General features: G+C 73.7%; 18 protein-coding genes. 8 read left to right on the top strand and 10 right to left on the bottom strand.

The features are described from left to right. Nucleotides 1-124: 124 nt before the first annotated feature. Nucleotides 125-883, top strand: coding sequence for an arylmalonate decarboxylase (locus tag B7C62_16010; GenBank protein ID ARF73594.1), 759 nt, complete (start codon nucleotides 125-127; stop codon nucleotides 881-883). A gap of 39 nt (nucleotides 884-922) precedes the next feature. On the opposite strand, the gene B7C62_16005 is transcribed toward B7C62_16010, so the two are convergent. The 4 genes from B7C62_16005 to B7C62_15990 form a co-directional block, all read right to left on the bottom strand. Then, nucleotides 923-1,621 carry a DNA-binding response regulator gene (locus B7C62_16005; GenBank protein ARF73593.1) on the bottom strand — a complete coding sequence of 233 codons (699 nt, stop codon included), beginning with the start codon at nucleotides 1,619-1,621 and terminating at the stop codon, nucleotides 923-925. Nucleotides 1,622-1,659: 38 nt separating this feature from the next. Next, complete coding sequence (locus B7C62_16000; protein ARF77196.1) at nucleotides 1,660-2,916, bottom strand: transcriptional regulator; 1,257 nt, start codon at nucleotides 2,914-2,916, stop codon at nucleotides 1,660-1,662. A gap of 485 nt (nucleotides 2,917-3,401) precedes the next feature. Beyond that, nucleotides 3,402-4,661 carry an MFS transporter gene (locus B7C62_15995; protein ARF73592.1) on the bottom strand — a complete coding sequence of 420 codons (1,260 nt, stop codon included), beginning with the start codon at nucleotides 4,659-4,661 and terminating at the stop codon, nucleotides 3,402-3,404. Nucleotides 4,662-4,740: 79 nt separating this feature from the next. Continuing rightward, nucleotides 4,741-5,322: a short-chain dehydrogenase gene (locus B7C62_15990; GenBank protein ID ARF73591.1), complete on the bottom strand. Its 582-nt coding sequence runs from the start codon at nucleotides 5,320-5,322 to the stop codon at nucleotides 4,741-4,743. A 329-nt stretch (nucleotides 5,323-5,651) separates the two neighbouring features. Between B7C62_15990 and B7C62_15985 the strand changes: the two genes are divergently transcribed. The 6 genes from B7C62_15985 to B7C62_15960 all read left to right on the top strand — a co-directional run bounded on the left by B7C62_15985 (nucleotide 5,652) and on the right by B7C62_15960 (nucleotide 15,487). Continuing rightward, complete coding sequence (locus B7C62_15985) at nucleotides 5,652-9,464, top strand: AfsR family transcriptional regulator (GenBank protein ARF73590.1); 3,813 nt, start codon at nucleotides 5,652-5,654, stop codon at nucleotides 9,462-9,464. 198 nt (nucleotides 9,465-9,662) lie between these two features. Further along, nucleotides 9,663-10,640: an endonuclease/exonuclease/phosphatase gene (locus tag B7C62_15980; protein ARF73589.1), complete on the top strand. Its 978-nt coding sequence runs from the start codon at nucleotides 9,663-9,665 to the stop codon at nucleotides 10,638-10,640. Nucleotides 10,641-10,723: 83 nt separating this feature from the next. Beyond that, nucleotides 10,724-11,437, top strand: a complete 714-nt coding sequence (locus B7C62_15975; protein ID ARF73588.1) for a DNA-binding response regulator — start codon at nucleotides 10,724-10,726, stop codon at nucleotides 11,435-11,437. A 99-nt stretch (nucleotides 11,438-11,536) separates the two neighbouring features. Beyond that, the gene (locus B7C62_15970; protein ID ARF73587.1) at nucleotides 11,537-12,835 is read left to right on the top strand and encodes a two-component sensor histidine kinase; all 1,299 of its coding nucleotides are present in this window, start codon (nucleotides 11,537-11,539) and stop codon (nucleotides 12,833-12,835) included. Nucleotides 12,836-12,956: 121 nt separating this feature from the next. Then, nucleotides 12,957-13,961: a peptidase M15 gene (locus B7C62_15965; protein ARF73586.1), complete on the top strand. Its 1,005-nt coding sequence runs from the start codon at nucleotides 12,957-12,959 to the stop codon at nucleotides 13,959-13,961. 311 nt (nucleotides 13,962-14,272) lie between these two features. After that, nucleotides 14,273-15,487, top strand: a complete 1,215-nt coding sequence (locus B7C62_15960) for a peptidase S8 (GenBank protein ARF73585.1) — start codon at nucleotides 14,273-14,275, stop codon at nucleotides 15,485-15,487. 338 nt (nucleotides 15,488-15,825) lie between these two features. Here the strand turns inward: B7C62_15960 and B7C62_15955 are convergent, their stop codons facing one another. The 3 genes from B7C62_15955 to B7C62_15945 form a co-directional block, all read right to left on the bottom strand. Next, nucleotides 15,826-16,584 carry a short-chain dehydrogenase gene (locus B7C62_15955; protein ARF73584.1) on the bottom strand — a complete coding sequence of 253 codons (759 nt, stop codon included), beginning with the start codon at nucleotides 16,582-16,584 and terminating at the stop codon, nucleotides 15,826-15,828. A 91-nt stretch (nucleotides 16,585-16,675) separates the two neighbouring features. After that, nucleotides 16,676-18,040, bottom strand: a complete 1,365-nt coding sequence (locus B7C62_15950) for an MFS transporter (protein ARF73583.1) — start codon at nucleotides 18,038-18,040, stop codon at nucleotides 16,676-16,678. Nucleotides 18,041-18,172: 132 nt separating this feature from the next. Continuing rightward, the gene (locus B7C62_15945) at nucleotides 18,173-18,757 is read right to left on the bottom strand and encodes a TetR family transcriptional regulator (protein ARF73582.1); all 585 of its coding nucleotides are present in this window, start codon (nucleotides 18,755-18,757) and stop codon (nucleotides 18,173-18,175) included. 129 nt (nucleotides 18,758-18,886) lie between these two features. Between B7C62_15945 and B7C62_15940 the strand changes: the two genes are divergently transcribed. Then, a complete protein-coding gene (locus B7C62_15940; GenBank protein ARF73581.1) occupies nucleotides 18,887-21,901 on the top strand; it encodes a hypothetical protein in 3,015 nt (1,004 codons plus the stop codon). A gap of 95 nt (nucleotides 21,902-21,996) precedes the next feature. Here B7C62_15940 and B7C62_15935 read toward each other — a convergent pair whose 3' ends face one another. The 3 genes from B7C62_15935 to B7C62_15925 form a co-directional block, all read right to left on the bottom strand. Then, nucleotides 21,997-22,473, bottom strand: a complete 477-nt coding sequence (locus B7C62_15935; protein ARF73580.1) for a hypothetical protein — start codon at nucleotides 22,471-22,473, stop codon at nucleotides 21,997-21,999. 101 nt (nucleotides 22,474-22,574) lie between these two features. Further along, a complete protein-coding gene (locus B7C62_15930; GenBank protein ID ARF73579.1) occupies nucleotides 22,575-23,264 on the bottom strand; it encodes a hypothetical protein in 690 nt (229 codons plus the stop codon). A gap of 133 nt (nucleotides 23,265-23,397) precedes the next feature. Continuing rightward, nucleotides 23,398-23,826 carry a hypothetical protein gene (locus B7C62_15925; GenBank protein ID ARF73578.1) on the bottom strand — a complete coding sequence of 143 codons (429 nt, stop codon included), beginning with the start codon at nucleotides 23,824-23,826 and terminating at the stop codon, nucleotides 23,398-23,400. Nucleotides 23,827-23,860 lie beyond the last annotated feature (34 nt).

Raw genomic sequence — 23,860 nt, 5'->3', positions numbered from 1 at the left:
AGGGCTGTGTTGCGGAGTGTCAGGGAATGTCAGGAAGGAAAAGGAGTGCAAGAAGGGTGTGTGAGCGTGCCAAATAGCGGACGGAGAACACCCGTTGATGTGACGCGCGTCCTACGGTGCGTCCATGGATCTCTTCTCGCTGCCCCGGCTAGGGGTCGTCGTACCGCCGGAAAACCCCACGGCGGAACCCGAGTTCAACCATCTGCTCGGCGCCGGAATGAATGTGTACACCGCCCGGTTCCCGGTCACTCCGGGGGCCGGGCTCAGGGCCATGCTGGAGACGTACAACGAGGTGCTGCCCGCGCTGCTCGGCAGCTTCGGCGCGCTGCGGCTGGACGCCGCCGTGGTCGCGTGCAGCGCCTCGCACTACCTGCTGGAACCGGACGGTGACCGGGCCTTCTGCGAGGAGCTTTCCGGTCGGGCCGGCTTTCCCGTGTACTCCTCCACGCAGGCGATCCTCGCGGCCTGCGAGGCGCTCGGGGCGACCCGGCTGACGCTCGTGTCCCCGTACGAGCCGTGGCTCACCGACACCTCCCGCGCCTTCTGGGAGCGGGCCGGGCTGACGGTCGACGGGGTGGTGTCCGTCCCCGCGGAGGAGGCGGCGGCACCGGACGGGGACGCGCGCTACGACCCGTACGCGGTGACGACCGGGACGGTCCTGCGGCGCCTGCGGGAGCGGGAGCTGCCCGCCGGAACGGCCCTGCTCTTCACGGGTACGGGCATGGGCACGCTCGCCGCCCTCACCGAGCTGGCCCGGCAGGAGCCGCACCGCACGCTGCTGACCTCGAACCTGGCGTCGGCCTGGTGGGCGCGGCGGCTGGTGGGCGAGAGGGACGAGGCACACCACCCGCTGCTGCGGCGGCTGGAGGGGGCGGGGGTGTGAGGGCGGGGCCCCGGGGAGTGTGTGCCCCGGGGCCCCGGTTCACCCGGCGGACGTCTCCGGCATCCGCCAGGCGTATCCCATGCGGTAGCCGACGCCCCGGACCGTGATGATCCAGCCGCTGGAGCCGAGTTTCGCCCGGAGGCTGCTCACATGGGTGTCGATGGTGCGGCTGGTGTGCCCCCAGTTGCTTCCCCAGACCCGGGCCATCAGCTCTTTCCGTGTCACGACCGTTTCGGGGGTGGCGGCCAGGGTGTAGAGCAGCTCGAATTCCTTCGACGTGACGCCGACGAGCCGGTCGTGCAGCCGTACTTCCCGCAGCTGCGGATCGATATGGAGATGGCGCAGGGAAATGGCGGTGGGAAGGACCTGCCGGGGCCGGGCGCGGCGCAGGACCGCCTCGATACGGGCCCCGACTTCCCGGAATCCCCAGGTTCTCACCACACAGTCGTCGGCGCCCGCATTCAGGACGAGCACCCGTTCCAGTTCGTTGTCGGCGGCGGTGACGGCTATCAGGGCCGTGTCACCGGCACCGCGCAGGGACCGGCACAATTCCAGTCCGTCGATATCGGGCAGTTCCAGGGAGAACAGCACCAGATCCGCGTCGCCGTGCGCCCGCAGGGCCCGCTCCCCTGTGGAGACGCTGCGGGCGGTGAATCCCTGCCGCCGCAGATCGCTCACCATGGTTTCGGCGGCGGCCGTGTTCTGCTCCACCACGAGTACCTGTCTCACGTGCCCCACTTCTCTCACGTGCCCCACTTCTCCCCCTTGGCTTCACGTCAGTTCGGAGCGTCGGCGAGCGCCGCGGCCGGTGTGACCGATGCGGCCGGTGCTCGCGGCGGGGGGTCCGGTGGGTCGGGCCGGTCCGGTGGTGGGGTGGCCCGGCAGGCGTTGCCGGACAGGCGCTGGTAGACGTAGGCGGCCGAGGCCATGGTCATGTGGTGGTGCCAGCCGGGGAAGGAGCGGCCCTCGAAGTCGAGGACGCCGAACCGGTGGCGGAGCGTGGTCACGGCCGAGAGGGCCGCGGAGTGGCTGCGCGCGAGGCGGAGGATCTCCTCCACCCGGCGGTCGGTGAGCGTGGTGAGCCAGTACCGGCAGGGCTGGCGGACATCGAGGCCGGGCCGTTCCAGGATGCGGTACGGGCGTGCGCCCGCGTCATCGCCGGTGCCGTTGCCGGGCCCGCCGCTGATTCCGGTGCCGCTCCCGGTGCCGTTGCCCGGGCGGGGCAGGTTCACCGTGCCCGCGTAGGTGTGGACCGGTACGGCCCGGACGTGGCCGTCGGCGGAGTGCCGGAGCAGCACATGGGTCTGCCGGGCGTGCCGCAGCTCCATGAGCGCGCCCACGGTGGTGACGGCGGACGTGTGCTGACTGGCGAGCACCGGCAGGTCCGCCGGCACCTCGCACACCACGTCGGCCCCGAGCCGCTCCAGGCCCGCGAGGACACCCGCCGCGTCCTCGTACCGGGTGAGGTCCAGGACCCAGGGAAGGCCAGGGAGTTGATACCGCGTCGCGGCCTCGGCGGCGTACTCCACGATCAGGTCGGTGACCGTACGCCCGCCCTCGGTCCCGGGGATGCGCGCCCGCCGCCTGCGCTCCTGGTCGGAGTCCCACGCCCCGCCGAGGACGAGGCGCCAGTCCACCGGATAGGAGTGATGGCCCGAGGCGAGGAAGAGGCCCACCGCCCGCTGGCAGTTGACGGCGCGTCCGGTCGCGGTATCGACGTACCGGTGCACGCCCACCGAGTGCTCGCCGCGCTTGGGGATGACGAGCTCGGTGACGGTCCAGGCGTGCGGTGCCGCGCTCGCGGTGACGAGGCGCGCGAGCCGTCGGCGTACCGGATTCCAGTCCCAGGGGCTGGCGTTGATGAACTGGTGGAGACCGTGTGCCGCGGCCGAGGGTAAGGGCTTCGCCAGCGCCATGCGGCGCGGTGTCTTCTTGCCGGATACATGGATCAGGGCCCAGAGATACGCCTGGGCCCAACGACGCTGCTCCGGGCGCCGGAAGGCCCGGAACGTCTCGTCCATGAACGTCTGCATGCGCGCCGCATCGTCCGGCACGGCCGCGCGTACCTCATTTGACGACATGTAACGCTACTCCCCCTCGATACTCGTCACCGCTCGCACCCGAGTGGATACATGGCACATAAGTACGAGGTGAAAGTACCTTCCTGGCCGGGGATTTCCCGGGTCCGCCGTCTATTTTGCAAGTTCGGGGTCTGACCTGCGCAAACGTGCTTCCGCGCGGCGGGGGCGGGTGGCGTGCGAGCCGGAAGTGGCCTGTTCTACCAGTGGTGGAGCGGCCGGGAGGAGCCGTCCGGTGAAGTGTCAACAAATCATGAACATGGCTGGATACAGGCGACGGTGACGACCGGTGACCGCCGGACCGGTGGCTGCGGATGACCGTCGGTTCGCTGACTGCGGATGACCGCTGGTCCGGTGATCGCGGATGACCGCCGGAGGACGGGGGCGGGTGTCCTCCGGCGGCCGGTCGGCGTGGCCCTTGCGAGAGCCCTGGTGGTCGGTCAGGCCGTCGGGTCCGCGTCTCCCGCAGGGGCGGCCACCGGGCGCTGGGCGGGGAAGCCCGCCCGGCGGGCGTACAGGACCACCGCGATCACCGGCAGCAGGAGCAGCACGACCGCCCAGGGGAAGGACCCGCTGCCGAGGGTGTCGAGCAGGATGCCGCCGACGATGCCGCCGCCCGCCATCGCGACGTTCCAGAGCGTCACGAGCATCGCCTGCGCCGAGTCGGCGGACGCGCCGCCCGCGTCCCCGACGGCGGTCTGGAGCAGGGTCGGCACACCGCCCCAGCCCAGTCCCCACAGGACGGCGGCGACATAGACGAGGGCGGTGGTGTCGGAGAGGACGGCCAGGAGCAGCGAGGCGACGGCGACCAGCAGCGCGCCGCCGACGGTGAGACCGCGCAGCCGGCGGTTGATCTGCGCGCCGACGATCCAGATGCTCGCCAGCGAGGCGCCGCCGAAGACCAGCAGGATCAGACCGGTGTGGCCGTCCAGGCCGAGGTCCTTGAGGTACGTGGCGATGTACGCGTACAGGATGGTGTGCGCCAGCACGAAGACCAGCGTGACGAACAGGACCGGGGAGACCCCGGGGATGGTCAGGGTGCGCAGCAGCTTCGGCCGCTCGCCGCGCTGCTGGCCGGGGAAGTCCGGTACACCGACGGAGATCCACACCAGGAGTACGACGGTGAGCACCGTCATCGACAGGAACGCCACGCGCCAGCCGAGCCAGTCGCCGAGGAACGTACCGGCGGGCACGCCGAGGGAGAGCGCGACGGGGATACCGGCCATGGCGACGGCCATCGCCTTGCCCTGGAGGTGGACGGGGGCCAGGCGGCGGGCGTACCCGGCGAGCAGGGCCCAGGCGAGACCGGCCGCGACCCCGGCGACGAACCGGGCCACCATCGTCAGCTCGTAGACGGACGACACGGCCGTCACGGTGTTGGCGAGGGCGAACCCGCCCATGGCCGTGAGCAGCAGCTTCTTGCGCCGCCAGCCCGCGGTGGCGGCGGTGAGCGGGATCGCGGTCAGGGCGGTGCCGATCGCGTAGACCGTGACGGTCTGGCCGGTCGCGGACTGGCTCACCCCCAGGTCCTGGCTCATCGAGGGCAGCAGACCGGCGGGGAGGGTCTCGGTGAGGCTGGTGATGAAGACGGCGGTGGCGAGGGCGAGCAGGGCGAACAGCGGCAGCTTCTGCTGCTCCTCGCCTCCGCCCTTCGGGTCCGGTGCCGCGGCGGCGGGCGCCGTGTCGGGTGCGGTGCTCATGGGGTGTGCTCCAGGTCTTCCGTGAGGGAGGTGCGGGGTACGGGGGTGGGCTGAGGGAGCGGCGGGGGCCGGGAGCGGTTCACGGGTGACCCAGCCCGCCGTCGACGGGGAGCCGGGCCCCCGTGGTGAACGTCGCCTCCGTGGCCAGGAAGAGCGCGGCCCGGGCGACCTCCTCGGCGGCGCCGAGACGGCCCAGCGGAGGCAGGGGTACGGCGCCGGAGCCCGGCGCCTCGATACAGCCCGGGGCCACGGCGTTGACGCGGATGCCCCGGGCGGCGAGTTCGGCGGCGAGCGCGGTCACGGCGTCGGGGCAGGCGGTGGGGGCGGTGAGCACGATCGCGCCGCCGTCCCTGAGGTACGGGAGCAGGGGCCGTGCGGTGGCGACGGCGTCGGCGAACAGGAGCTCGACGCCGTCGGGGAAGCCGGGGAGGCCGGGGAGGCCGGGGGAGCCGGGGACGCCACCGGTATCGGCCTCGACGGCGGACGGCGTGACGACGCGGGCGGCGGAGCCGAGCTCGGCGACCGCGTGGGCGCGCTCCTCGTCGGTGCGGGCGGTCAGCAGGACCGAGGCCCCGCCCTCCACGAGACGCTTGGCGATGGCGAGGCCGATACCGGTGGCCTCCCCGGCGACGAGGGCTGTCCTGCGCGCGTACTTGGTCATGGGTGCCGCTCCCTCCAGGGGTGCCGTGCTGTGCCGTGCCTCGCCGGTGCTGGGGGGCGTGGGGCTGTGGGGCTGTGGTGCGTGTGGCCGTGCGGCGCCTGGGCAGGGGCTGTGGTGCCGCCTGCGGACGACTGTGCGCGCGGGCGCTTCGGGGAACCTTCGGGAAACCTTCGGAACGGCTGACGCCCGGACGGGACCGGACCGGATCGGACCGGATCGGGGCGGACCGGAAGCGGGCCGGGGGTTGGGCCGGAGCGGACCGGGTCGGACCGGCGAGGAGCCCCGAAGATCGCGGGAGGCCGGTGACCCGGACCTGTACGGTGGCGCCTATGCGGTTTGGGGTACTCGGGCCACTGGCGGTGTGGGACGGCGAGGGGCGTGAGGTCACGGTCCCCGAGGCCAAGGTCCGGGCCCTGCTGGCGGACCTGCTCGCGAACGACGGGGGACCGGTCTCCGTCGACCGGCTCATCCACGACCTGTGGGGCGACGCGCCTCCGGGCAACCCCGTGGGCGCCCTCCAGGCCAAGATCTCCCAGCTGCGCCGGGTCATCGGCCGGGACCGGGTGGAGCGCCGGCCTCCCGGGTACCGGCTGCGGTTCGACGACGGCGACGAGGTGGACGCCGTACGGTTCCGGGCCCTGGTGACCCGGGCCCGCCCCCTCCAGGACCCACGCGCCCGGGCCGCGCTGCTCACCGAGGCCCTGGAGCTGTGGCGGGGACCGGCGTACGCGGACTTCGCGGACGGCCCGTTCGTACGGGAGGCCGCCCAGCGCCTGGCGGAGCAGCGGCTCTCCGTGCTGGAGGAGCAGGCGGAGGCGCGCCTGGAGACGGGCGACCACGCGCTCCTCGCCGGGGAGCTGGCCGCCCTCGTGGCACTCCACCCGCTGCGGGAGCGCCTGCGCGCGGCCCAGATGAGGGCCCTGTACGCGGCGGGCCGCCAGAGCGAGGCGCTCGCGTCCTACAAGGACCTCCGCGCCCGGCTGGTGGACGAGCTGGGCGTCGACCCGAGCCCCGAACTGGCCGCACTGCACGGGGCTTTGCTGCGGCAGGAGCCGGGGCTGGGGGCGGCAGGGGCGAGGGCGGGCGCGGCGGCGGAGGCGAGGTCGGAAGCCGAGGCGGAGGCGAGTTCGGGCGCCACGACAGAGGCGAACGGACCAGCAGTCCTGGCGGAGGCGAACGCACCGGCCGCCGCAACAGAGGCGAACGCACCGGCCGCCGCGACAGAGGCGAACGCACCGGCCGCCGCGACAGAAGCGAAGGGACCGGCCGCCCCGGCGGAGGCGAACGCACCGGCCGCCCCCCACTCCAACCTCCCCGTCCCTCTCACGCCCCTCGTCGGCCGCCGCCAGGCGCTGGCGGACCTCTCCCAACTCCTCTCCGAAGCACGGCTGGTGACCCTCACCGGCCCCGGTGGTGTGGGCAAGACCCGGCTGGCCGTGGCGGCGGCCACCGCCGAGCGGGACGGCCGTCGGGCGGGTGAACTGGCGGACGGCATATGGCTCGTGGAGTTCTCCGGGGTCCGCGCCGGGACCCCTGCCGACCTGGCCCAGGTCGTCGCCGCCACCCTCGGCATCCGGGACGACGCCCCCCGCTCCCTGCCGGGCACCGGCACCGGTGTCTCCTCCCTGCCGCACCGCCTCGCCGCCGCCCTGCGCGACCGCCGGACCCTGCTCGTCCTGGACAACTGCGAACACGTCGTCGACGCCGCCGCCGAGCTCACCGAGCTGCTCCTGCGCACCGCCCCCGGTCTGCGGGTCCTGGCCACCGGGCAGGAGCCGCTCGGGCTGGCGGGCGAGGCGGTGTTCCTGGTGGAGCCGCTGCCGCCCGCCGACGCGGTCCGGATGTTCATGGAGCGGGCCGCCGCCGCGACCCCCGGCTTCCCGCGCGACCCGCAGGCGCCGGAGGAACCCGACCGCCGGGCCGTCGCCGAGATCTGCCGCCGCCTCGACGGCATCCCGCTCGCGCTGGAGCTCGCCGCCACCCGCGTACGGGCTCTGGGCGTACGGGAGTTGGCGGCACGGCTCAACGACCGGTTCCGGGTGCTGACCTTCGGGCAGCGCGGCGCCCCGGCCCGCCAGCAGACGCTGCGGGCGGTGATCGACTGGAGCTGGGAGCTGCTCAGCGCGCCCGAACGCATCGTCCTGCGCCGCCTCGCCGCCCACAGCGACGGCTGCGACCTGGCCGCCGCCGAAGCGGTCTGCGCGGGGGACGGCGTCGCCCGGGACGAGGTGCTCGACCTGGTCACCCGGCTGGTCGACCGGTCCCTGGTGGTCGTGGTGACCGGCCCCACCGGCCCCCGCTACCGCCTCCTGGAGTCCGTCGCCGCGTACGCCACCGAGCGGCTCCACGAGATGGAGGACCTCACCGCCGTACGGGACCGTCATCTGCTCCACTACCGGGCCCTGGCCGAACACGCCGAACCGCATCTGCGCGGCGCCGGGCAGCGGCCCTGGCTGGCCCGGCTGGACGCCGAGGCCGGCAACCTGCGGACGGCGCTGGACGAGGCGGTGCGCCGGGCGGGCGCGGGAGCCCCGGAGGAGGCCATCCGGCTGGCCACCGCCCTGGCCTGGTGGTGGCTGCTACGAGGCCGCCTCACGGAGGCCCGCCGCAGCCTGGGGGCGGTGCTGGAGGCGACGGGAGGCCCCGCCGCTGCGGGCCCGGCGGCCGTCACGGGGCCCGCGCCCGCTGCCGGGCCCGTGACCGCGACCGACGGCGGGCCCGCGACCGCCGTCGGCATCGGGTCCGCGCCCGCCGCCGGGCCTGCCGCCTCCCCCACTGGGCCTGCTACTGCCACCGGGCCGACGCCTGCCCCCGCCGATCTCACCCCTGCCCCTGGGCCCGGTCCCGCCACCGCCAGTGGGCCGATGCCCGCCTCTGCCGGGCCGGCCCCCGTAGAGCCCACCACCGCCACCGAGTCGACGCCTTCCGCCTCCGCCGAGCCCCCCGCTTCCGCCACCACCCCCGTCACCCCCACTGCTCCCTCCCGCCCCGCCGAACTCGCCCTCCTCCACGCCGCCTTCGCCCTCCTCACCGGGGATCACGCCGCAGCCGCCCCCTTCGCCGAGGGGCACCCCGGTCTCGCCGCCGTCGCAGACGCCGTCCCCGACCCCGTACGCCGGGCGCGGGCACTCTGGCTCTGTGCGTACGGCCTGTTCAGCGCGGGTGACGCGGCCGGGGGCGGCGAGCTGAACACGCGCGCCCTCGGGCTCTTCACCGCCGAGGACGACCAGTGGGGCACCGCCGCCGCGCTCGGGCTGCGTGCGACGCTCGCCCTGGTCTGCGGCGACCTCGCCGGGCTCGGCCGGGACGGTGTGCGCAGCGCCCTGATCTTCCGCGAACTAGGCGATCGGTGGGGCGAGTTGCAGACCGTCTCGCCGCTCGCCGCGCTCGCCGAGATCAAAGGGGCGTACGAGGACGCGGAGCACAGGCAGCACGAAGGGCTCAAGATGGCGCGGGAGTTGGGCCTGGAGGCGGAGGTGTCCGCCCGGCTCTCCGGGCTCGGCCGGCTCGCGCTGCTCGCCCGCGACTGGGACCGCGCCCGCGATCTGCACGAGCAGGCGCGCCGGATCGCCGCCGAACAGGGCTACAAGTACGGCGAGATCCACTCCGAGATGGGCCTCGCCCTCGGCGCCCGCCGCTCGGGCGACCTGGCCGGGGCCGAGGCGTACCTGCTGCACATCCGCGACGGCTACGCCGACGTCTCCTCCCGGGCGGGCGACCACCTCCTGCGGGCCGAGCTCGGCTTCGTCGCCGAGCTGCGCGGCGATGCGCGCGGGGCGGCGGCCCAGCACCTGGAGGGCCTGGAGATCGCGCTCGCCCTCGCCGAGCCCCGCGCCCTGGCCCTCTCCCTGGAGGGCCTCGCCGGAGCGGCGGCCCTGCCCGGCCACGGCCCCGCTGCCACCCGCGCGGCCGTCCTCCTGGGTGCGGCGGCGGCGGCCCGCCGCCGGGCCGGAGCCCCGCTGCCGCCCGCCGAACGGGCCGACGTCGACCGCATCACCGCCTCGGCGCGGGGCGCGCTGGGCCCGGACGCGTTCTCGGAGGCGTACGAGAGGGGGGCCCGGCTCACTCCGGAGCAAGCGGTGCGCCACGCCCGTACGGCACTCACCCCGGTCAGCGCCTCCGGCCCCCCTGCGGACGGGTAGCCGACGCGGCCCCGCAGGCGTACCGCCACCGCCACTGCTGCTGCGGCCGCCGACCCCAGCCGACGCGACCCGCCGATACCCAGCTGATACAGACCCGCGCGGTCCCCGAAGCGTTGCCCTGACCGGCCGGAAGCGCGGGTCCCGGACGCTGGGGGCGTACCCGACCCCCGGCGTACGTGACGTTGGGAGACCCGTACCGTGCCGAACACCCAGCAGGCCCCAACCACCCCTGAGGCCCCTGCCCCGGGCACACCCCCGGCCCGCCGCCCCGCCGCTCCCGTCCTGCTCTGCTGCACCGCCCTGCTCTGTGCCGCGCTGATGGCCCTGCACACCGTGATCCCGAACGCGGCCCTCAACCTCGGCAGCCTCTTCCAGACCCTGCTGCCCTGGACCGGCCTGGCCGTCCCGGTGCTGCTCGTCCTCGCGGCCGTACGGCGTTCGAGGCTCGCCGCCGTCGCCGTACTCGCACCCGCCCTGGTCTGGGCGACGCTCTTCGGCGGCACGCTCACGGACAGGCGCTCCACCGGAGACGGCCTCACCGTCCTCAGCCACAACGTGGACGAGGGGAACCCCGACCCGGCCGGGACCGCGCGGGCCCTCGCCGGAGCCGGGGCCGACGTCCTGGCGCTGGTGGAGCTCTCCAGGAAGTCCACGCCCGTCTACGAGCGGGAGCTCGCCGCCGCCTACCCCCACCACGCGGTCCTCGGCGGGGTCGGCCTCTGGAGCAGGCACCGGCTCACGGAGGTGCGGGAGGTGCCGATCATGCCGTGGACCCGGGCGGTACGGGCCACGGCGGACACGCCCGGGGGACCCGTCGCCGTCTACGCGGCGCACCTCGCCTCCGTACGGGTGACCGCCGCCGGTTTCACCACGGACCGCCGCAACGAGGCGGCCCGGGCGCTGGCCGCCGCCGTACGGGCCGAGCCCGCGCCCCGCGCGGTGGTGCTGGGCGACTTCAACGGCACATACCGGGACAGGGCCCTGGCCCCCCTCACCTCGCAGCTCCGCTCCGCCCACCGGGAGGCCGGGGACGGCTTCGGGTTCACCTACCCGGCCGGGTTCCCGGTGGTCCGCATCGACGACGTCCTCGTACGGGGGATGACCCCGCTCGCGTCCTGGACCCTGCCCGCCACCGGCAGCGACCACCGCCCGGTGGCGGCGAGGCTGAGGCAGTGACCGGCGGGGCCGCCTACGATGCGCGAAGCACCCCTTATCCCCCGTGACATCCCCATGACCATGACCATGAGCAGGTAGGAAGCGTGTCGGAACCCCGGGTCCCGGACCCCGTCAGCGTGCTCGTCGTCGAGGACGACGACACGATCCGCCGCGCGGTCCAACTGGCCCTGGAGCGCTACGGCTACCGCGTGGACGTGGCCGCCGACGGGCTCGGCGGCCTGGAGGCGTTCCGCGCGGGCGGGCACGACCTGCTGATCCTGGACGTGATGCTGCCCGAGCTGGACGGCATCGGCCTCTGCTGCCGCATCCGGGAGGAGAGCCTCGTTCCGGTCCTGATGATGTCCGCGCGCGGCGACGCGCTGGACGTGGTCGCGGGCCTGGAGGCGGGCGCCGACGACTACGTGGTCAAGCCGGTCGACACCGCCGTCCTGGTGGCCCGCATCCGCGCCCTGCTGCGCCGCGCCACCTTCGAGCCGTCCCAGAGCCCGCCCCCGCCGGAGGACCCCGGCCATGTCCTGGTCTTCGGCGACCTCAGCGTCGACACCCTCGGCATGGAGGTGCGCCGGGCGGGGGAACCCGTACCGCTGACCCCCACCGAACTGCGCCTCCTGCTGGAGTTCGCCGCCGCGCCCGGCTCGGTCCTCGACCGCCGACGGCTGCTGCGCGAGGTCTGGGACTACGGCTGGGAGGGCGACACCCGGGTCGTGGACCTGTGCGTGCTCCGGCTGCGCAAGAAGATCGGCAGCGGCAGGATCGAGACCGTACGCGGCTTCGGCTACAAGCTCGTGCGCGGCTGACAGCTGACGGCCGACTCACCGACCGACTCACCCACCGACCGACTCATCCACCGACCGACTCATCCACCGACCGGCTGACCGGCTGACCGACGGATCACCATGGGCCTCCTCAACCCCCGCGCCCTGCGCTGGAAGATCGCCGCGCTTGTCGCCGCCGCCTGCTGCGCGGTGGCGGCGGTGGTCGGCTTCCTGGTCCACGACGCGACCCGCGAGCGCGGGCTCCGGGTGGGCCAGGACCGCACCCTCACCCGGCTGGTCGCGGCCGAGCGGGAGCTGAGCCGTACGGGGAAGGCGCCGCCGGACGTCGACGTACGGCCCCGGGACGAGCTGCCCGATCCACTGGCGCGCGATCTCGCCGAACAGGAGCGGTCCGAGGGCGGGTTCGCCACCTGGTACGACGCGCAGGCCCCCAACTGGTACTGGATGTGGGGCGCGGTGGCCGTCGGTGATGACCAAGTCCTCGTCGTACGGCACGACATGAGCACCGAGGTCCGCAGCCTCCAGCTCCTGGACCGCTCCATCGTCAAGGCCGTGCTCGCCGCCCTCGTCTTCGTCGTCCCGCTCGCCGCCCTCGCCACCGAGCCGATCAACCGGCGGCTGCGGCGCGGAGCCCGTACCGCGCGCAGGATCGCCGACGGGGACCTGGATGCCCGGATCGGCGCCACCGGCCGGGCTCGCGACGAGATCACGGAGATGTCGGCCGCCGTCGACGACATGGCCACCGCCCTCCAGCGCAAGCTGGAGAACGAGCAGCGCTTCACCGCCGACGTCGCCCACGAACTGCGCACCCCGCTGATGGGCCTGTCCACCGCCGCCGGGCTGCTCCCGGAGACCGACGAGGCGACCCGTCTCGTACGGGACCGGGTCCGGGCCCTGAACGCCCTGGTGGAGGACCTGCTGGAGATCTCCCGCCTCGACGCGGGCGCCGAACGGGCCCGGCCGGACGCGGTGCCGCTGGGCGAGCTGGTGACGGACGTGGTGCGGCGTACGGGGACGGAGACCCGGGTCACCGCCGGGGACGCGGCCCTGGTGGAGACGGACCCGCGCCGGGTGGAGCGGATCGTGGTCAACCTGGTCACCAACGCGCACCGCCACGGCGCCGCCCCCGTCGAGGTCACGGTCACGGGCGCCCGGATCGCCGTACGGGACCACGGCCCCGGCTTCCCGCCCGCCCTGCTCGACGAGGGCCCGCAGCGCTTCCGTACGGGCGCCAGCGAACGCGGCCGGGGCCACGGGCTCGGCCTGACCGTAGCCCAGGGCCAGGCCGGGGTCCTCGGCGCCCGCCTGACCTTCGCGAACGCGCCGGAGGGGGACGGGGGCGGGGCGGTCGTCACCCTCGACCTGGCGCCGGGGGCGGGGCCGGGGGGCGGGGGCGAAGGTGTGACGGGGGAGGGCTGAAACGGAACCGCAACGCACTCTCGCGGCCCCGGAAACGGCACCGCACCGGTCCGGAAGAGCGGCTCGCGGAGGGTGAGGAGGACCGTGCGGAACCGCACACGTTCTCCCCGGAGGTGCCCCCATGCCCCACACCCCTGACACCCCTGCCCCCGCCCCTGCCGTCACCCCTCGCCGGAGGTCCTTCCTCGTCCCGCTCTCCGCCGCCCTCGCGCTCGCGACGGGGATGGGCACCTGGTACGCGGTGGGCGGCGACGCCCGCCCCGCCGCACCGGCCCCGGGCTCCGCGTCCGGCTCCGCCGCCGTGGCGAAGTCGCTGCACCTGCCGTGGCCCGCCGAGGGCCAGGCGAGCGTGGAGGTCGAGGGGATCGGCAGCCTCGGCACCCGGGGCGAGCAGCGGCCGGTCCCGATCGCCAGCGTCACCAAGGTCATGACGGCGTACGTGATCCTCAAGGACCACCCGATGCGGGCGGGCGCCCCCGGTGCGGCCGTCACCGCCGACGAGCAGGCGGCGAACGAGTCGTACTCCTCGGTCGAGACGACGGCCCCGGTGATCGCGGGCCGCACGTACACCCAACGCCGCCTGCTGGAACTGATGATGGTGCCGTCGGGCAACAACATTGCGCGCTTGCTGGCCCGTTGGGGCGCGGGCGACGAGAAGGCGTTCGTGGCGAAGATGAACGAGACCGCCGCCGCCCTCGGGATGGAGCGCACCACCTACACCGGGGTGAGCGGTATGGAGGCGAGTACGGAGAGCACCGCGACCGACCAGCTGAAGCTGGCACGCGCCGCGATGAAGGACCCGGTGTTCCGGGAGATTGTGGCCACCCGCACGGTCGAGGCCCCCGGCGCCGACGTCACCTTCCGCAACACCAACAAGCTGCTGGGCCGGAACGGGGTCATCGGCCTGAAGACCGGCTCCTCCACCCCGGCGGGCGGCAATCTGGTGTGGGCGGCGACGCAGGAGATCGCGGGCACACCGCGCCTGATCCTCGGCGTCGTCCTCCACCAGCGCGCCGGCACCAGCCCCACCGAGGGCAGCGCGGCGGCGCACGAGGCGGGCCGCGCCCTGATCACCGAGATCCGCGCCACGCTGCCGGACGCGCTCGCCCGGGGCGGACGCGCTTAACGGGTGCCCCGGCGGATCTGGGCGGGACGGATGAGGACGGGGCGGGGAGGGGCGGTGCAGGGAGAGGCGGGGCGGTGCGGGGAGGGGCGGTGCGGGGCGGTTCATGCACGCCACACGACAGCCGTATTGCCGTGTGTGTAAGGAGAGTTGACGCCCGGTCACCAATATGGCGCGGTCATGACATCCGCTCGGTCGTTCTTGCCCCGCCCGAACGCACGGCTCCATCGTCGGAGTACGGCGGACGAACCCCCGTCCGCCGCATCCCCCGGCGCGTGAACCCCCGGCGCGCCGCCGTTCGAGGAGATTTCTTCATGGCAGCAGTGCGCACCACCAAGCGAAGGATCGCCGGAGCGATCGCCGCGGCCACCACCTTGGCGCTCGCGGTCGGAGCCGGTGCGGCCTTACCGGCCCAGGCGGCCCCCCAGCCGCAGGGCAGAGTCCTCCAGGCAGGGGCGGCCGAGGCGGTTCCCGGCAGCTACATTGTCACGCTGAAGGAGACGGCCGGGTTCAGCGCGTCCGCGACGCAGGGCAAGAAGCTGATAGCGAGCTACGGCGGCCAGATCAAACGCACCTACACGTCGGCGCTGAACGGCTACGCCGCCACGCTGAGCAGCACCGGGGCCAAGCGGCTCGCCGCCGACCCGGCGGTCGCCTCGGTCGAGCAGGACCAGAAGGTCCACTCGACCGCCACCCAGACCAACGCGCCCTGGGGCCTCGACCGGATCGACCAGCCGAACCTGCCGCTGAACGGCACGTTCACCTACCCGGACTCCGCCGGGGACGGCACCACCATCTTCGTCCTGGACACCGGCGTACGCATCACCCACCAGGACATCGCAGGCCGGGCCTCGAACGGCTGGGACTTCGTCGACAACGACGCCGTCGCCCAGGACGGCAACGGCCACGGCACGCACGTCGCCACGACCGCCGCCGGAACCCGGTACGGCGTGGCGAAGAAGGCGAAGATCGTCGCCGTGCGGGTCCTCAACAACAGCGGCTCCGGCACCACCGCCGGGGTCATCGCGGGCGTCGACTGGATCACCGCCAACCGCACCTCCTCCTCCGTCGCCAACGTCTCGCTCGGCGGCGGCCCCAGCCTCACCCTGGACAACGCGGTACGCCGGTCGATCGCGGCCGGGGTGACCTACTCCATCGCGGCCGGCAACTCCAACGCCCCCGCCTCCGGCTACTCGCCCGCCCGGGTCGAGACCGCGCTCACCGTCGGCGCCACGACCCGGACGGACGCGCGGGCCAGCTACTCCAACTACGGTCCCCTCGTGGACCTCTTCGCGCCGGGCTCCGACATCACGGCGGGCTGGGCCACCTCGGACACCGCCACCTACACGGGCAACGGCACGTCCTTCGCGGCGCCGCACGTCGCCGGTGCGGCGGCGGTCTATCTGACGAACCACCCCGGCTCCTCCCCGGCCGCCGTGGCCACGGCCCTCGTGAACGGCGCGACCAACAACGTCCTCACCAACGTCGGAGCAGGCTCCCCGAACAAGCTGCTCAGGCTCGTCCCGTAAGACGATGCCGTGCTGCGGTGCGCGACGCGTGGCGTACGGCAGGTGATCTGACGCCGCGGTGACGTGGTGACGCGGTGACGTGGTGCTCAACGGCCGGGTGCGTGTGGGGGTGATCCCCCGGACGCGCACCCGGCCCTTCTGCTGGGCGCCCTCTTCCGGGCCGCCGCCCCCGCGCCTGGATCACTCTCAGCCGGGCCGGTGCGCAGGCCCTGGGCGCCGAACTCCGTTCCCTGCGCGAGCTGGTGGCCCGCTGGGAGAACCCCCGCTCCGGCACCCCCGTAGCCGGAGCGGGGTGGGGCGGACGCCTGCCGTCCCCTCCTCTCCTCCTTTCAGGCCCCTCAGGCCGACGCCCCGCTGTCGATGACCAGATCACTGCCGACCACCGCACCGGCCGCGGGCGAGGCCAGGTAGAGCACCGCCGCCGCCACCTCCTCGGCCTCCGCGACCCGGCCGAGCGGGTTCTCCGACTTCATGCGCTCGGCCCGGTCGCCCTCGCTCTCGCCGGGCAGGAGCGACATGGGCGCGGCGGAGGCGCCGGGGCTGACCGCGTTGATGCGGATGCCCTGGTGGATGTGGTCGAGGGCGGCGGCGCGGGTCAGCGTGGAGACCGCCGCCTTCGAGGTGATGTACGCGGCGGCGTTCGGGATGCGCAGATGGGCGCCCAGGTTGGAGGAGATGTTGACGATGGCCCCGCCGCCGTTCTCCTTCATGTGCGCGATCTCGTGCTTCATGGCCAGCCAGACACCGGTGACATTGGTCCGCAGGACCGCGTCCCAGTCCTCCTCGCTCACCTCTCCGACCGGCCCGATGCCCCGGAGTATCCCGGCGTTGTTGACGGCGATGTCGAGCCCGCCGAAGCGGTCGACGCTCTCCCGTACGAGCGCGCGGACCTGGTCGGAGTCCGTCACGTCGGCGGTGACGGCCGCAGCCGTGCCGCCTGCCGCCTCGATGAGGGCGACCGTCTCGTCCAGGGAGGCGGCGGTGCGCCCGGCGGCGACCACCGACGCGCCCTCGGCGGCGAAGGCGAGCGCGATGGCACGGCCGAGACCGGACCCGGCGCCGGTGACGAGCACGGTGGTGGAGGCGAAGCGATGCATTCCGGTAACTCCTTATGGAGGGTGGGCTACTTGGTCGGAAGGGTCGGAAGGGTCGGACGATTCGGGCGGTTAGGGGGCTCGAGGGTCGGGGTTAGGGGGGTGGGCGGTTCGGCAGGCCGGGGGCGGCGAGAGCGGCAGGGGCGGCGAGGAGGGCGAGGAGGGCAAGGGCGGCGAGCGCGGTCCCCGTCGCGGCCAGGGACCGGGTGTCGCTGCCGAGGGTGAGCAGGACGGCGAGCAGGACGGTCGGGCCGAGCTCCATCGCACTGTTCAGCACCCCGCCCGCCAGCCCGGTCTGCCGGAGCGGTACGCCTGCGGTGGCGAGCACGGCACCGCCCGCGAAGGAGGCCGCGGCACCGCCTGCCAGCAGCACAAGGCCCGGCAGGAGCCCGTACGCGTACGGGGTGTGCTCATCGAGCCCCGTGACGGCGAGGAGCACGAGCCCGGCCCCGGCGGCGCCGAGCCCGGCGGTCGTGACGGCCCCGGCCCCGTACCGGCCGAGGAGCCGCTCCGCCGCCCGCCCCGAGACGATCAGCGCGAGGGCGAAGGGGAGGAACGCGGCCGAGGTCTCCAGGGGCGACCAGCCGCGTGTCTGCTGGAGGTCGAGGGAGAGGATCACGAAGGTCAGCGCCGTACCGCAGGCGCTCAGCGCTATGGCCGCGAGGGCGAGGGCCCGCCGCCGGTCGAGCAGGAAACGGGCGGGCAGCAGGGGATCACGGGCGTGCCGCTCCACGTACAGGAACAGGGCCAGCAGCGCGCTCCCGCCGAGCAGCGGCACCAGCACACCGGCCGACGTCCAGGGCCGGGCGTCGGTGACGACGAGTCCGTAACTCGCCGAGGTGATACCGGCGGTGGCGAGCAGCGCACCCGACAGGTCCAGGGCCCGGCCCCGGTGCGCGGCGGTGGGCGGCAGCAGCCGGGGCATGAGGCAGAGGGCCATGACCGCGACGGCGAAGGGTGCGGCGAAGGTCCACCGCCACGAGAGCGCGGCCAGGATGACCCCGGAGAGCAGATTGCCCGCCGTGGCCCCGAGGACGGAGAGCCCGCCCCAGGTGGCCATCGCCCTGGCGTACGCGGCGGGGGAGGGGAACACGGCGCCCAGCACGGCCATGGCGGCGGGCGCGACGAGCGCCGCACCGGCACCCTGGGCGAAGCGGGCCGCGATCAGCTCCCCGAACCCCGGGGAGAACGGGGCGGCGGCCGAGGCGGCGGCGAAGAGCCCGAGCCCCGCGGCAAGGGCGCGCCGTCCGCCGTAACGGTCGGCGAGGCGGCCTCCGAAGAGCAGTAACCCGGCGAAGGTGAGTCCGTACGCGGCGCTGAGCAGGATCAGTTCGGCTCGTTGCAGGCCGAACTCCCGCCCGATGTCGGGGAGCGGTACGGCGATGGCGGTGAGCGTGAAGACGATCGTGGTCTGGACGGCCCCGAGCAGGACGAAGGCGCGTCGGTGCTGCCTGTTCATGATGTGGCGCCCCTTTCCTGAGTCTGCCTTTTATTTGAACGATCGGTCTATTATTTGGGCGTGCGGGGTTGGTGGCCGGAGTGGGGGCGGAGGTGGGGGTGAGGTGGGTCGGGGCGGGCCCCGTGCGCGGGTTCAGTCCAGCAGGGCCAGTGCCTGCTCGGCCGCGTCCTGGACGCGGGCCGGGTCGCTGGATGCCTTGCCGACGATCCGTACGCCCTGGAGCATGACGAACAGCATGCGGGCCAGGGCCCGTGGATCGCGGTCCTCGGGCAGCTCGCCCTGGGCCTGGGCCCGTATGAGCGCGGAGTGCAGCGGGGTCTCGATGTGCTCCCAGCTCAACTCGACCCGCCGGGCCGCCGCCGGATCGTGCGGGGCCAGCTCGGCCGCGGTGTTGGTGACGAGGCAGCCGCGCAGGCGCATTTCCAGCGAGGTGGCCTCCGAGGCGAACCGCCGGACCAGTGCCCGCACGGCGGGCAGTGCGGGACCGGGCTGGGACAGCTCGGCGAGGAAGAGCTGATCGCACCCTTCCGTGTACCTGTCCAGGGCCTTCAGATACAGCTCGTGCTTGTTGCCGAAGGTGGCGTAGATGCTGGCGCGGCCGATCCCGAGGTGCTCGACGAGATCGGCCATCGACGTCGCTTCGTACCCGCGCTGCCAGAACAGCTCAAGGGCCGACTGCAGCGCGGCCTCCGGGTCGAATTCCTTGGTCCTGGCCACGATGGAAATCGTAAGCCCATGCAGAACGATCGGTCAAGAATGTTCGGTCAAGAATCCTCTGGTGGGTCGGAGCCGCCTTCCCGTGCTCGGCCCGGGGCGACGAACCCGGTGTACGAAACAATCACCGGCATGATGTACGGGGTACTCCGCCGGTTGCGGCGGAACGTCAGGCGGAACGTCAACAGGAAGACCGGACACGCGCTCTGGGTGTGGGGGCTGCTGAGCGCCGCATGGCTGGTGCTGCTGTACTGCTGGGACGGGCCTGCCCGGAGCGCCGAGACCTGGGTCTCCATCCCTCTGGGTATCGCGGCCATGACGGCCACCCTGATGGTGTTCGTCGTGACGTACGCGATGCTGGCCGTCCAGATCCACCTGCGGTACAGCGTGCGGCTGGCCGTCTCGGTCCTGGACGGCACGGCGGTCGCGTACGGCGTGTTCTTCTCCGCGGGTTTCGTGGTGCCCGGCCTGCTGGCCGCGGTGCCGTCGAGGGGCGGCACCCTCGTCTCGCTCATGCTGTTCCTGCCGGTGACGCTGTCCCTCCTGCCCGCCCTGCCGTTCTTTGCCGCGCGCCTGCGTACGGGGTGGCTGCTGGACCGCCCGGTGACGCGCGCCGTCAACGCGCTCGGGAAGCTGGAGGGGCGCAAGGCCCGCCGCCCCAACCGCAGGCATGAGGCCGAGGCCCGCTGCCTGGAGCTCTGCGATGCCGCCACCGGGGTGGTCCACGCCGTCCTGGCCCATGCCGGTGACTCGCTCCACGACCACGCGGCGGCCCGGATTCAGGCGCAGCGGCTGGTGTACGCGCTCCTCGACCACGACACCGCGCACAGCCGGGCGTCCGTCGTCCGGCTGCTGGACGGCCTGACCCAGCTGGCGGTGGCCCAGGGAGACGCCCGCCTGCGCTCCGAGGTCAGCGGCGTCCTCGGCTCCACCGCCCGTCTGGCGCGTCCCGAAACCGGCCGCGAGGTCTTCTCCCATGCCCTGGGTGGCCTCCGGGCCCTGGGGCGGGCCACGGGGGTGACCATCGACGAGCAGAGGCAGCTCGCCCGTGCACTCGCCACCGCCGTACACGAGGTTGCCCGCTCCCTGAGCGATTCCGTCGACCCTCTGGGCGTCCCGCCCCTGGTCGCTCCGGCCGTACGTGAACGCCCCGCCCGGGGCCTCCAGCCGTACCGGCCCGCACTCCTCCCCGGCCGTCGGCCGAACCTGGACCTCGACGACGTGCTCCGCGAGGGAGTGGCGGGCATCGCCGAACTCTCCGGGCGCCCGGCCCGCCCGCGCAGCGACAGCCCCGAGGCGCGGAAGCGGGCGGAAGCCTTCGCCGACGGGTGCCGGCTGTTCGAGGAGCTGGCGGCGGAACTCCTGACGGCACACCGATGGGCGCCTTACAACCTGGTGGTCGACCACCTCGACGAGCAACTCCGCTACCGCCTGGGCACAGGGCCGGACCGCAGCGCCGATCTGACCCGGCGGGCACCCCAGCACATCCCGTACGCCCTCGAACTGGAAGCAGCCGCAAGGGCGTTGACCACGATCGCGGACCGGGCATTCGAAGCGGGATTCGACGCGGTGTGCCGTCGGGCGCTGGAGTCCCTGATCTCCGGGACGGCCCGGGCGATCCGCGAGGGCGACCGTACGGCTCTCGTCCTGTTCGCCCGGGAACTGGACGCGGCCGGCGATGCCTTGAGGCACCAGCTGCGAGGCCCTTCGGAGATCGCCCGCACCACCCGCGTGGTGGAGATCGTGGAGTCCTTGCAGCCCGCGAACCGTGCCCTGCTCACCGAGCTGCTGCGCCTGCCCGTTCCCGTCGAGCACGATCGGTTCCTCCCGGTCGCCGGGGACCGGCGCGACTATGGCGAAGGCGCCGAGGCCCACTACCGCGAGGCGTTCCGGCAGATCATCCGCTGGGCGTTGCGCCCCCTTTACCGAACGCCCGAGGGGCACGGATCGCTGGCCCTCGCGATAGCCGGAACAGCGATCGGGGTCTTGGAGTCGGGAGGTCGGCAGCAGGTGCGCTTCAAGGCCGGGGACGGGGCTGGGACCGGGGACGGGGCGGGGGCCTGGTCCGATGCCGTCGATACGGACGTTCTGCGGCGGGAGGCGTACGTACTCAACACGTGGCGGGTGGACACCTTCAGCCACGATCCGCACACCGCGCTGCTCCAGGCAGTGCGTGAGAACGAGGACGTCCACCATCCCGGCCTGACTGTACGGGTGGCAGCGGCACGCTGGCGTATCGCCCTGGAAGCAGCCGCCACAGGGCTCGGAGCACGTCGGTACGGTCGGAACCTTCTCGCCGATCTCGCCTCCGGGCGCGGCGGGTACACCGGGACCGGCCTGTCACCGGAGGCCGGGGACTTTCTGGCCCGGCTGCGGTCCTGGGCGGAGGCTCCCTGGCGTCCGACCGAGGCCGCGTTCTTCCTGCCGCCCTGGCTGAGGGACCGTGACGAACCGCGGGCCTTCCTTCTGGGGACGAGCATCCGGCCCGCAGACGACGCGGACGACGCCGGGCCCGCCGAACCGGCTCCGCTCGCCACGCTGCTCCTGCACCGCCAGGCGTACCGCTTCCGCGAGATCCTGCGCGCGGGCGGCGGGAACCGGAGCCTGGCGGAACTCCAGGCGTCGGGCCTCCTGTGGGGCGACTGGCCCCCGCCGTCCGGCTGCTCCGATGTTCCTCTGGACGGCGGCGGACGGGGCTCGGGCGACCTGTTCGCCGCCCGCCCCGGAGCGGTCCGGCCGGGCTCCTGGGCAGAGCGGGAGCGGCGGGAGGACCGTACGTATCACGCGCGTACGAGTGGCGGGCATCGCATCGTCGTTGTCGAGCCGGACGGCAGCAGCCGGGTGCTCTCGGGGCCTGCCCGGACGGAGGAGCCGTTCTCCCTGTTCTACGGCGGGACGGGACTCGACATACTCACGCGGCGGCTCGTGGCCGATTTGCTCGGCGACTGGGTAGCCTGCCCGAGCTGCCACGGTGGATCGGCGGAACTCCCGCTGCCCGGTTGGTGCAGGACGTGCCGGAGCGAGCGTACGCATCCCGGTCTCCACCGTGCGTACGGTGCTGTCCACACCGTGCTGGCCCGCTACGGCACGGAGTGGGACATCAGCCGGACCGAGTTCCTCAACGCGATGGTGGCGCCCGCGTGCTGACCGCCGACGATGAGCCGCCCGGTGTCCTCGGTCCAAGCGGGTGGGCCCGCCGTCCTGTCACGGGCGGCGGACCCGCTCACGTACGGCCGGAGGGGTCAGCTTCCGGCGTCGCATCCCTTGCCGTCGGCCTTGATGTCCTTCACGGCCGGGGCGAGGGACGGGAGAACGGCCGAGGGGTCGGTGTTCTCGTTGCGGAACCGGACCTGCACGCTGGGGTCGCGGCCCTGGGTGGCGAACATCTTGGCGGTCCGGTCGTCGGCGGGCTTCTGCGCGGTCCAGTCGATCCCGCCCTCGGTGAGGCAGTCGGCACCGGTCTCCGGCTTGGGCATACCGCAGTACAGGATGATGTCGCCGTCCCCCCAGGCGGCGGCACCGGCCACGTTCGTCTTCTCCAGCCGGTGGCCGCCCAGCTCGTCGGGGAGCTTGCCGGTGAGCGTGTCGCACGCCGGGCTGCCCGCGAAGGGGGGCTTGGTCAGGTTGTAGCCGTCGCCCCCGCCGCACCCGGCGAGGAAGGCGGTACAGGCGGCCAGCGCGGCGGCGGCGCGCAGTGGTTTACGTATGCTTCGGGTCAATTCGAGCCCCCGTGTGGGTGATTTGTCGGTCAGGACAGAATCTATCCCGAGGGGGTGCGCCGACCGCGGGGCGCCCGGTGGAACGACGCGGGAGCGTACGGTCAGGCGGGCGGAGCCTGGCGTTCCGTACCGGCGTCAGGGGTGCGGGTGAGCAGCCAGCGGGCGAGCAGGAGGAAGCCGACGGCGGTGAGCACGCCGTGCGCGATCCGTACCGGGGGGCCGCCGAAGAACTGCGGCAGATACAGGACGAGGGCGGCGCCGAACGGCCAGCCCAGCCAGCGGGCGGCGAGGCCCGAGCGGGTGAGGGCCAGGGCGACGAGCACTCCGGTGGCGGCGAACAGCAGCATGGCGATGCCGAAGACGGCGGCCGGTGCGGCGTCCATACGGACGGAGTCGGCCAGGGTGAGCAGCTCGGCGTCACCGGTGCGGGCGGCCTCCTCGCTGATGGCCTGGAGGCCGAAGACCTCGCCGCCGTAGTACGGCAGGGCCAGACCGGCGCCGAACCAGGCGGTGAGGAACGCGGCGGTCATCGGCCGGCGGCCCGGGGTGCCGGTGACGGCGGCGCGGACGCCGATCAGTCCGAGCGGCATCAGGATGAACGCGAGCATGCCCGCGAGGTGGGAGAGGGCCCAGCGGCCGGAGGCCATGGCGTCCGCGCCGTCGAGGGTGGTCTCGTCGCTGTAGGGGCGCAGCGCCGGGTACAGGGCGAGGAGCACACCGGCGGCCGCCAGGGCGATGGCCGCCCACCGGAGGGTGCGGGGGTCGCGCTCGGCGGTCAGCGGGTCCGGCATGGTGAGGTCTCCGTCCTTCCGGGGCGCCGTCCGGCCCCGTGTGTCTGTGTCCGTGCCGTGGGTGACTGTGTGGGTCGATCATCGCGCCGATCGGGCGTCACCGTAGGGGATTCGGGCATACGGCGGGTGAACGTCACTGTTCGCAGCGCTTCTTGAGTGCGTCGTTGAACGTTTCGAAACCGGCGGTGGTACGGGCGAGCATGCCGCGGCCGAAGGGGGTGAGGACGCCGGAGAAGCGCTCACCGTGGCGCAGCAGGGTGCCGCCGTCGGGAAGCGCGGAGAGTTCGAAGCTGTGGCGCCCGTCGAAGATCCCGGGCACCAGCAGCCGCCCGAGCCAGGCGAGGCGGTGGGGGGCGTCGAGCTCGACGACGCGGGGGCGGAAGTCCATCCGCTTGCCGCCGGGCGGGGCGATGGTGACGGCCAGGGTCTCGCCGGGGCGGGGGGTGCCTTCGAGCCGGACGAAGAAGGGGTCCCACTCCTGGTGGCCGGGGAAGTCGGTGAGCACGTCCCACACCCGCTGCGGGGGTGCGGCGATCTCGGTCCGGGTGGTGATGGTGGGCATGTCGGGGGCGTCGCCTTCCGTCGGGTGGGGGCTT

Source organism: Kitasatospora albolonga (assembly GCA_002082585.1).
GTDB classification, from domain to species: Bacteria; Actinomycetota; Actinomycetes; order Streptomycetales; family Streptomycetaceae; genus Streptomyces; species Streptomyces stephensoniae.
The sequence above is the reverse complement of the archived record's forward strand: the minus strand, read 5'-3'. Positions and strand labels throughout refer to the sequence as shown.

Coding starts and splice junctions, on each gene's coding strand:
- B7C62_16010 (ARF73594.1), top strand. CDS start 125: ATGGATCTCTTCTCGCTGCCCCGGCTAGGGGTCGTCGTACCGCCGGAA.
- B7C62_16000 (ARF77196.1), bottom strand. CDS start 2,916: ATGCAGACGTTCATGGACGAGACGTTCCGGGCCTTCCGGCGCCCGGAG.
- B7C62_15995 (ARF73592.1), bottom strand. CDS start 4,661: ATGAGCACCGCACCCGACACGGCGCCCGCCGCCGCGGCACCGGACCCG.
- B7C62_15990 (ARF73591.1), bottom strand. CDS start 5,322: ATGACCAAGTACGCGCGCAGGACAGCCCTCGTCGCCGGGGAGGCCACC.
- B7C62_15985 (ARF73590.1), top strand. CDS start 5,652: ATGCGGTTTGGGGTACTCGGGCCACTGGCGGTGTGGGACGGCGAGGGG.
- B7C62_15970 (ARF73587.1), top strand. CDS start 11,537: ATGGGCCTCCTCAACCCCCGCGCCCTGCGCTGGAAGATCGCCGCGCTT.
- B7C62_15965 (ARF73586.1), top strand. CDS start 12,957: ATGCCCCACACCCCTGACACCCCTGCCCCCGCCCCTGCCGTCACCCCT.
- B7C62_15960 (ARF73585.1), top strand. CDS start 14,273: ATGGCAGCAGTGCGCACCACCAAGCGAAGGATCGCCGGAGCGATCGCC.
- B7C62_15955 (ARF73584.1), bottom strand. CDS start 16,584: ATGCATCGCTTCGCCTCCACCACCGTGCTCGTCACCGGCGCCGGGTCC.
- B7C62_15950 (ARF73583.1), bottom strand. CDS start 18,040: ATGAACAGGCAGCACCGACGCGCCTTCGTCCTGCTCGGGGCCGTCCAG.
- B7C62_15940 (ARF73581.1), top strand. CDS start 18,887: ATGATGTACGGGGTACTCCGCCGGTTGCGGCGGAACGTCAGGCGGAAC.
- B7C62_15930 (ARF73579.1), bottom strand. CDS start 23,264: ATGCCGGACCCGCTGACCGCCGAGCGCGACCCCCGCACCCTCCGGTGG.
- B7C62_15925 (ARF73578.1), bottom strand. CDS start 23,826: ATGCCCACCATCACCACCCGGACCGAGATCGCCGCACCCCCGCAGCGG.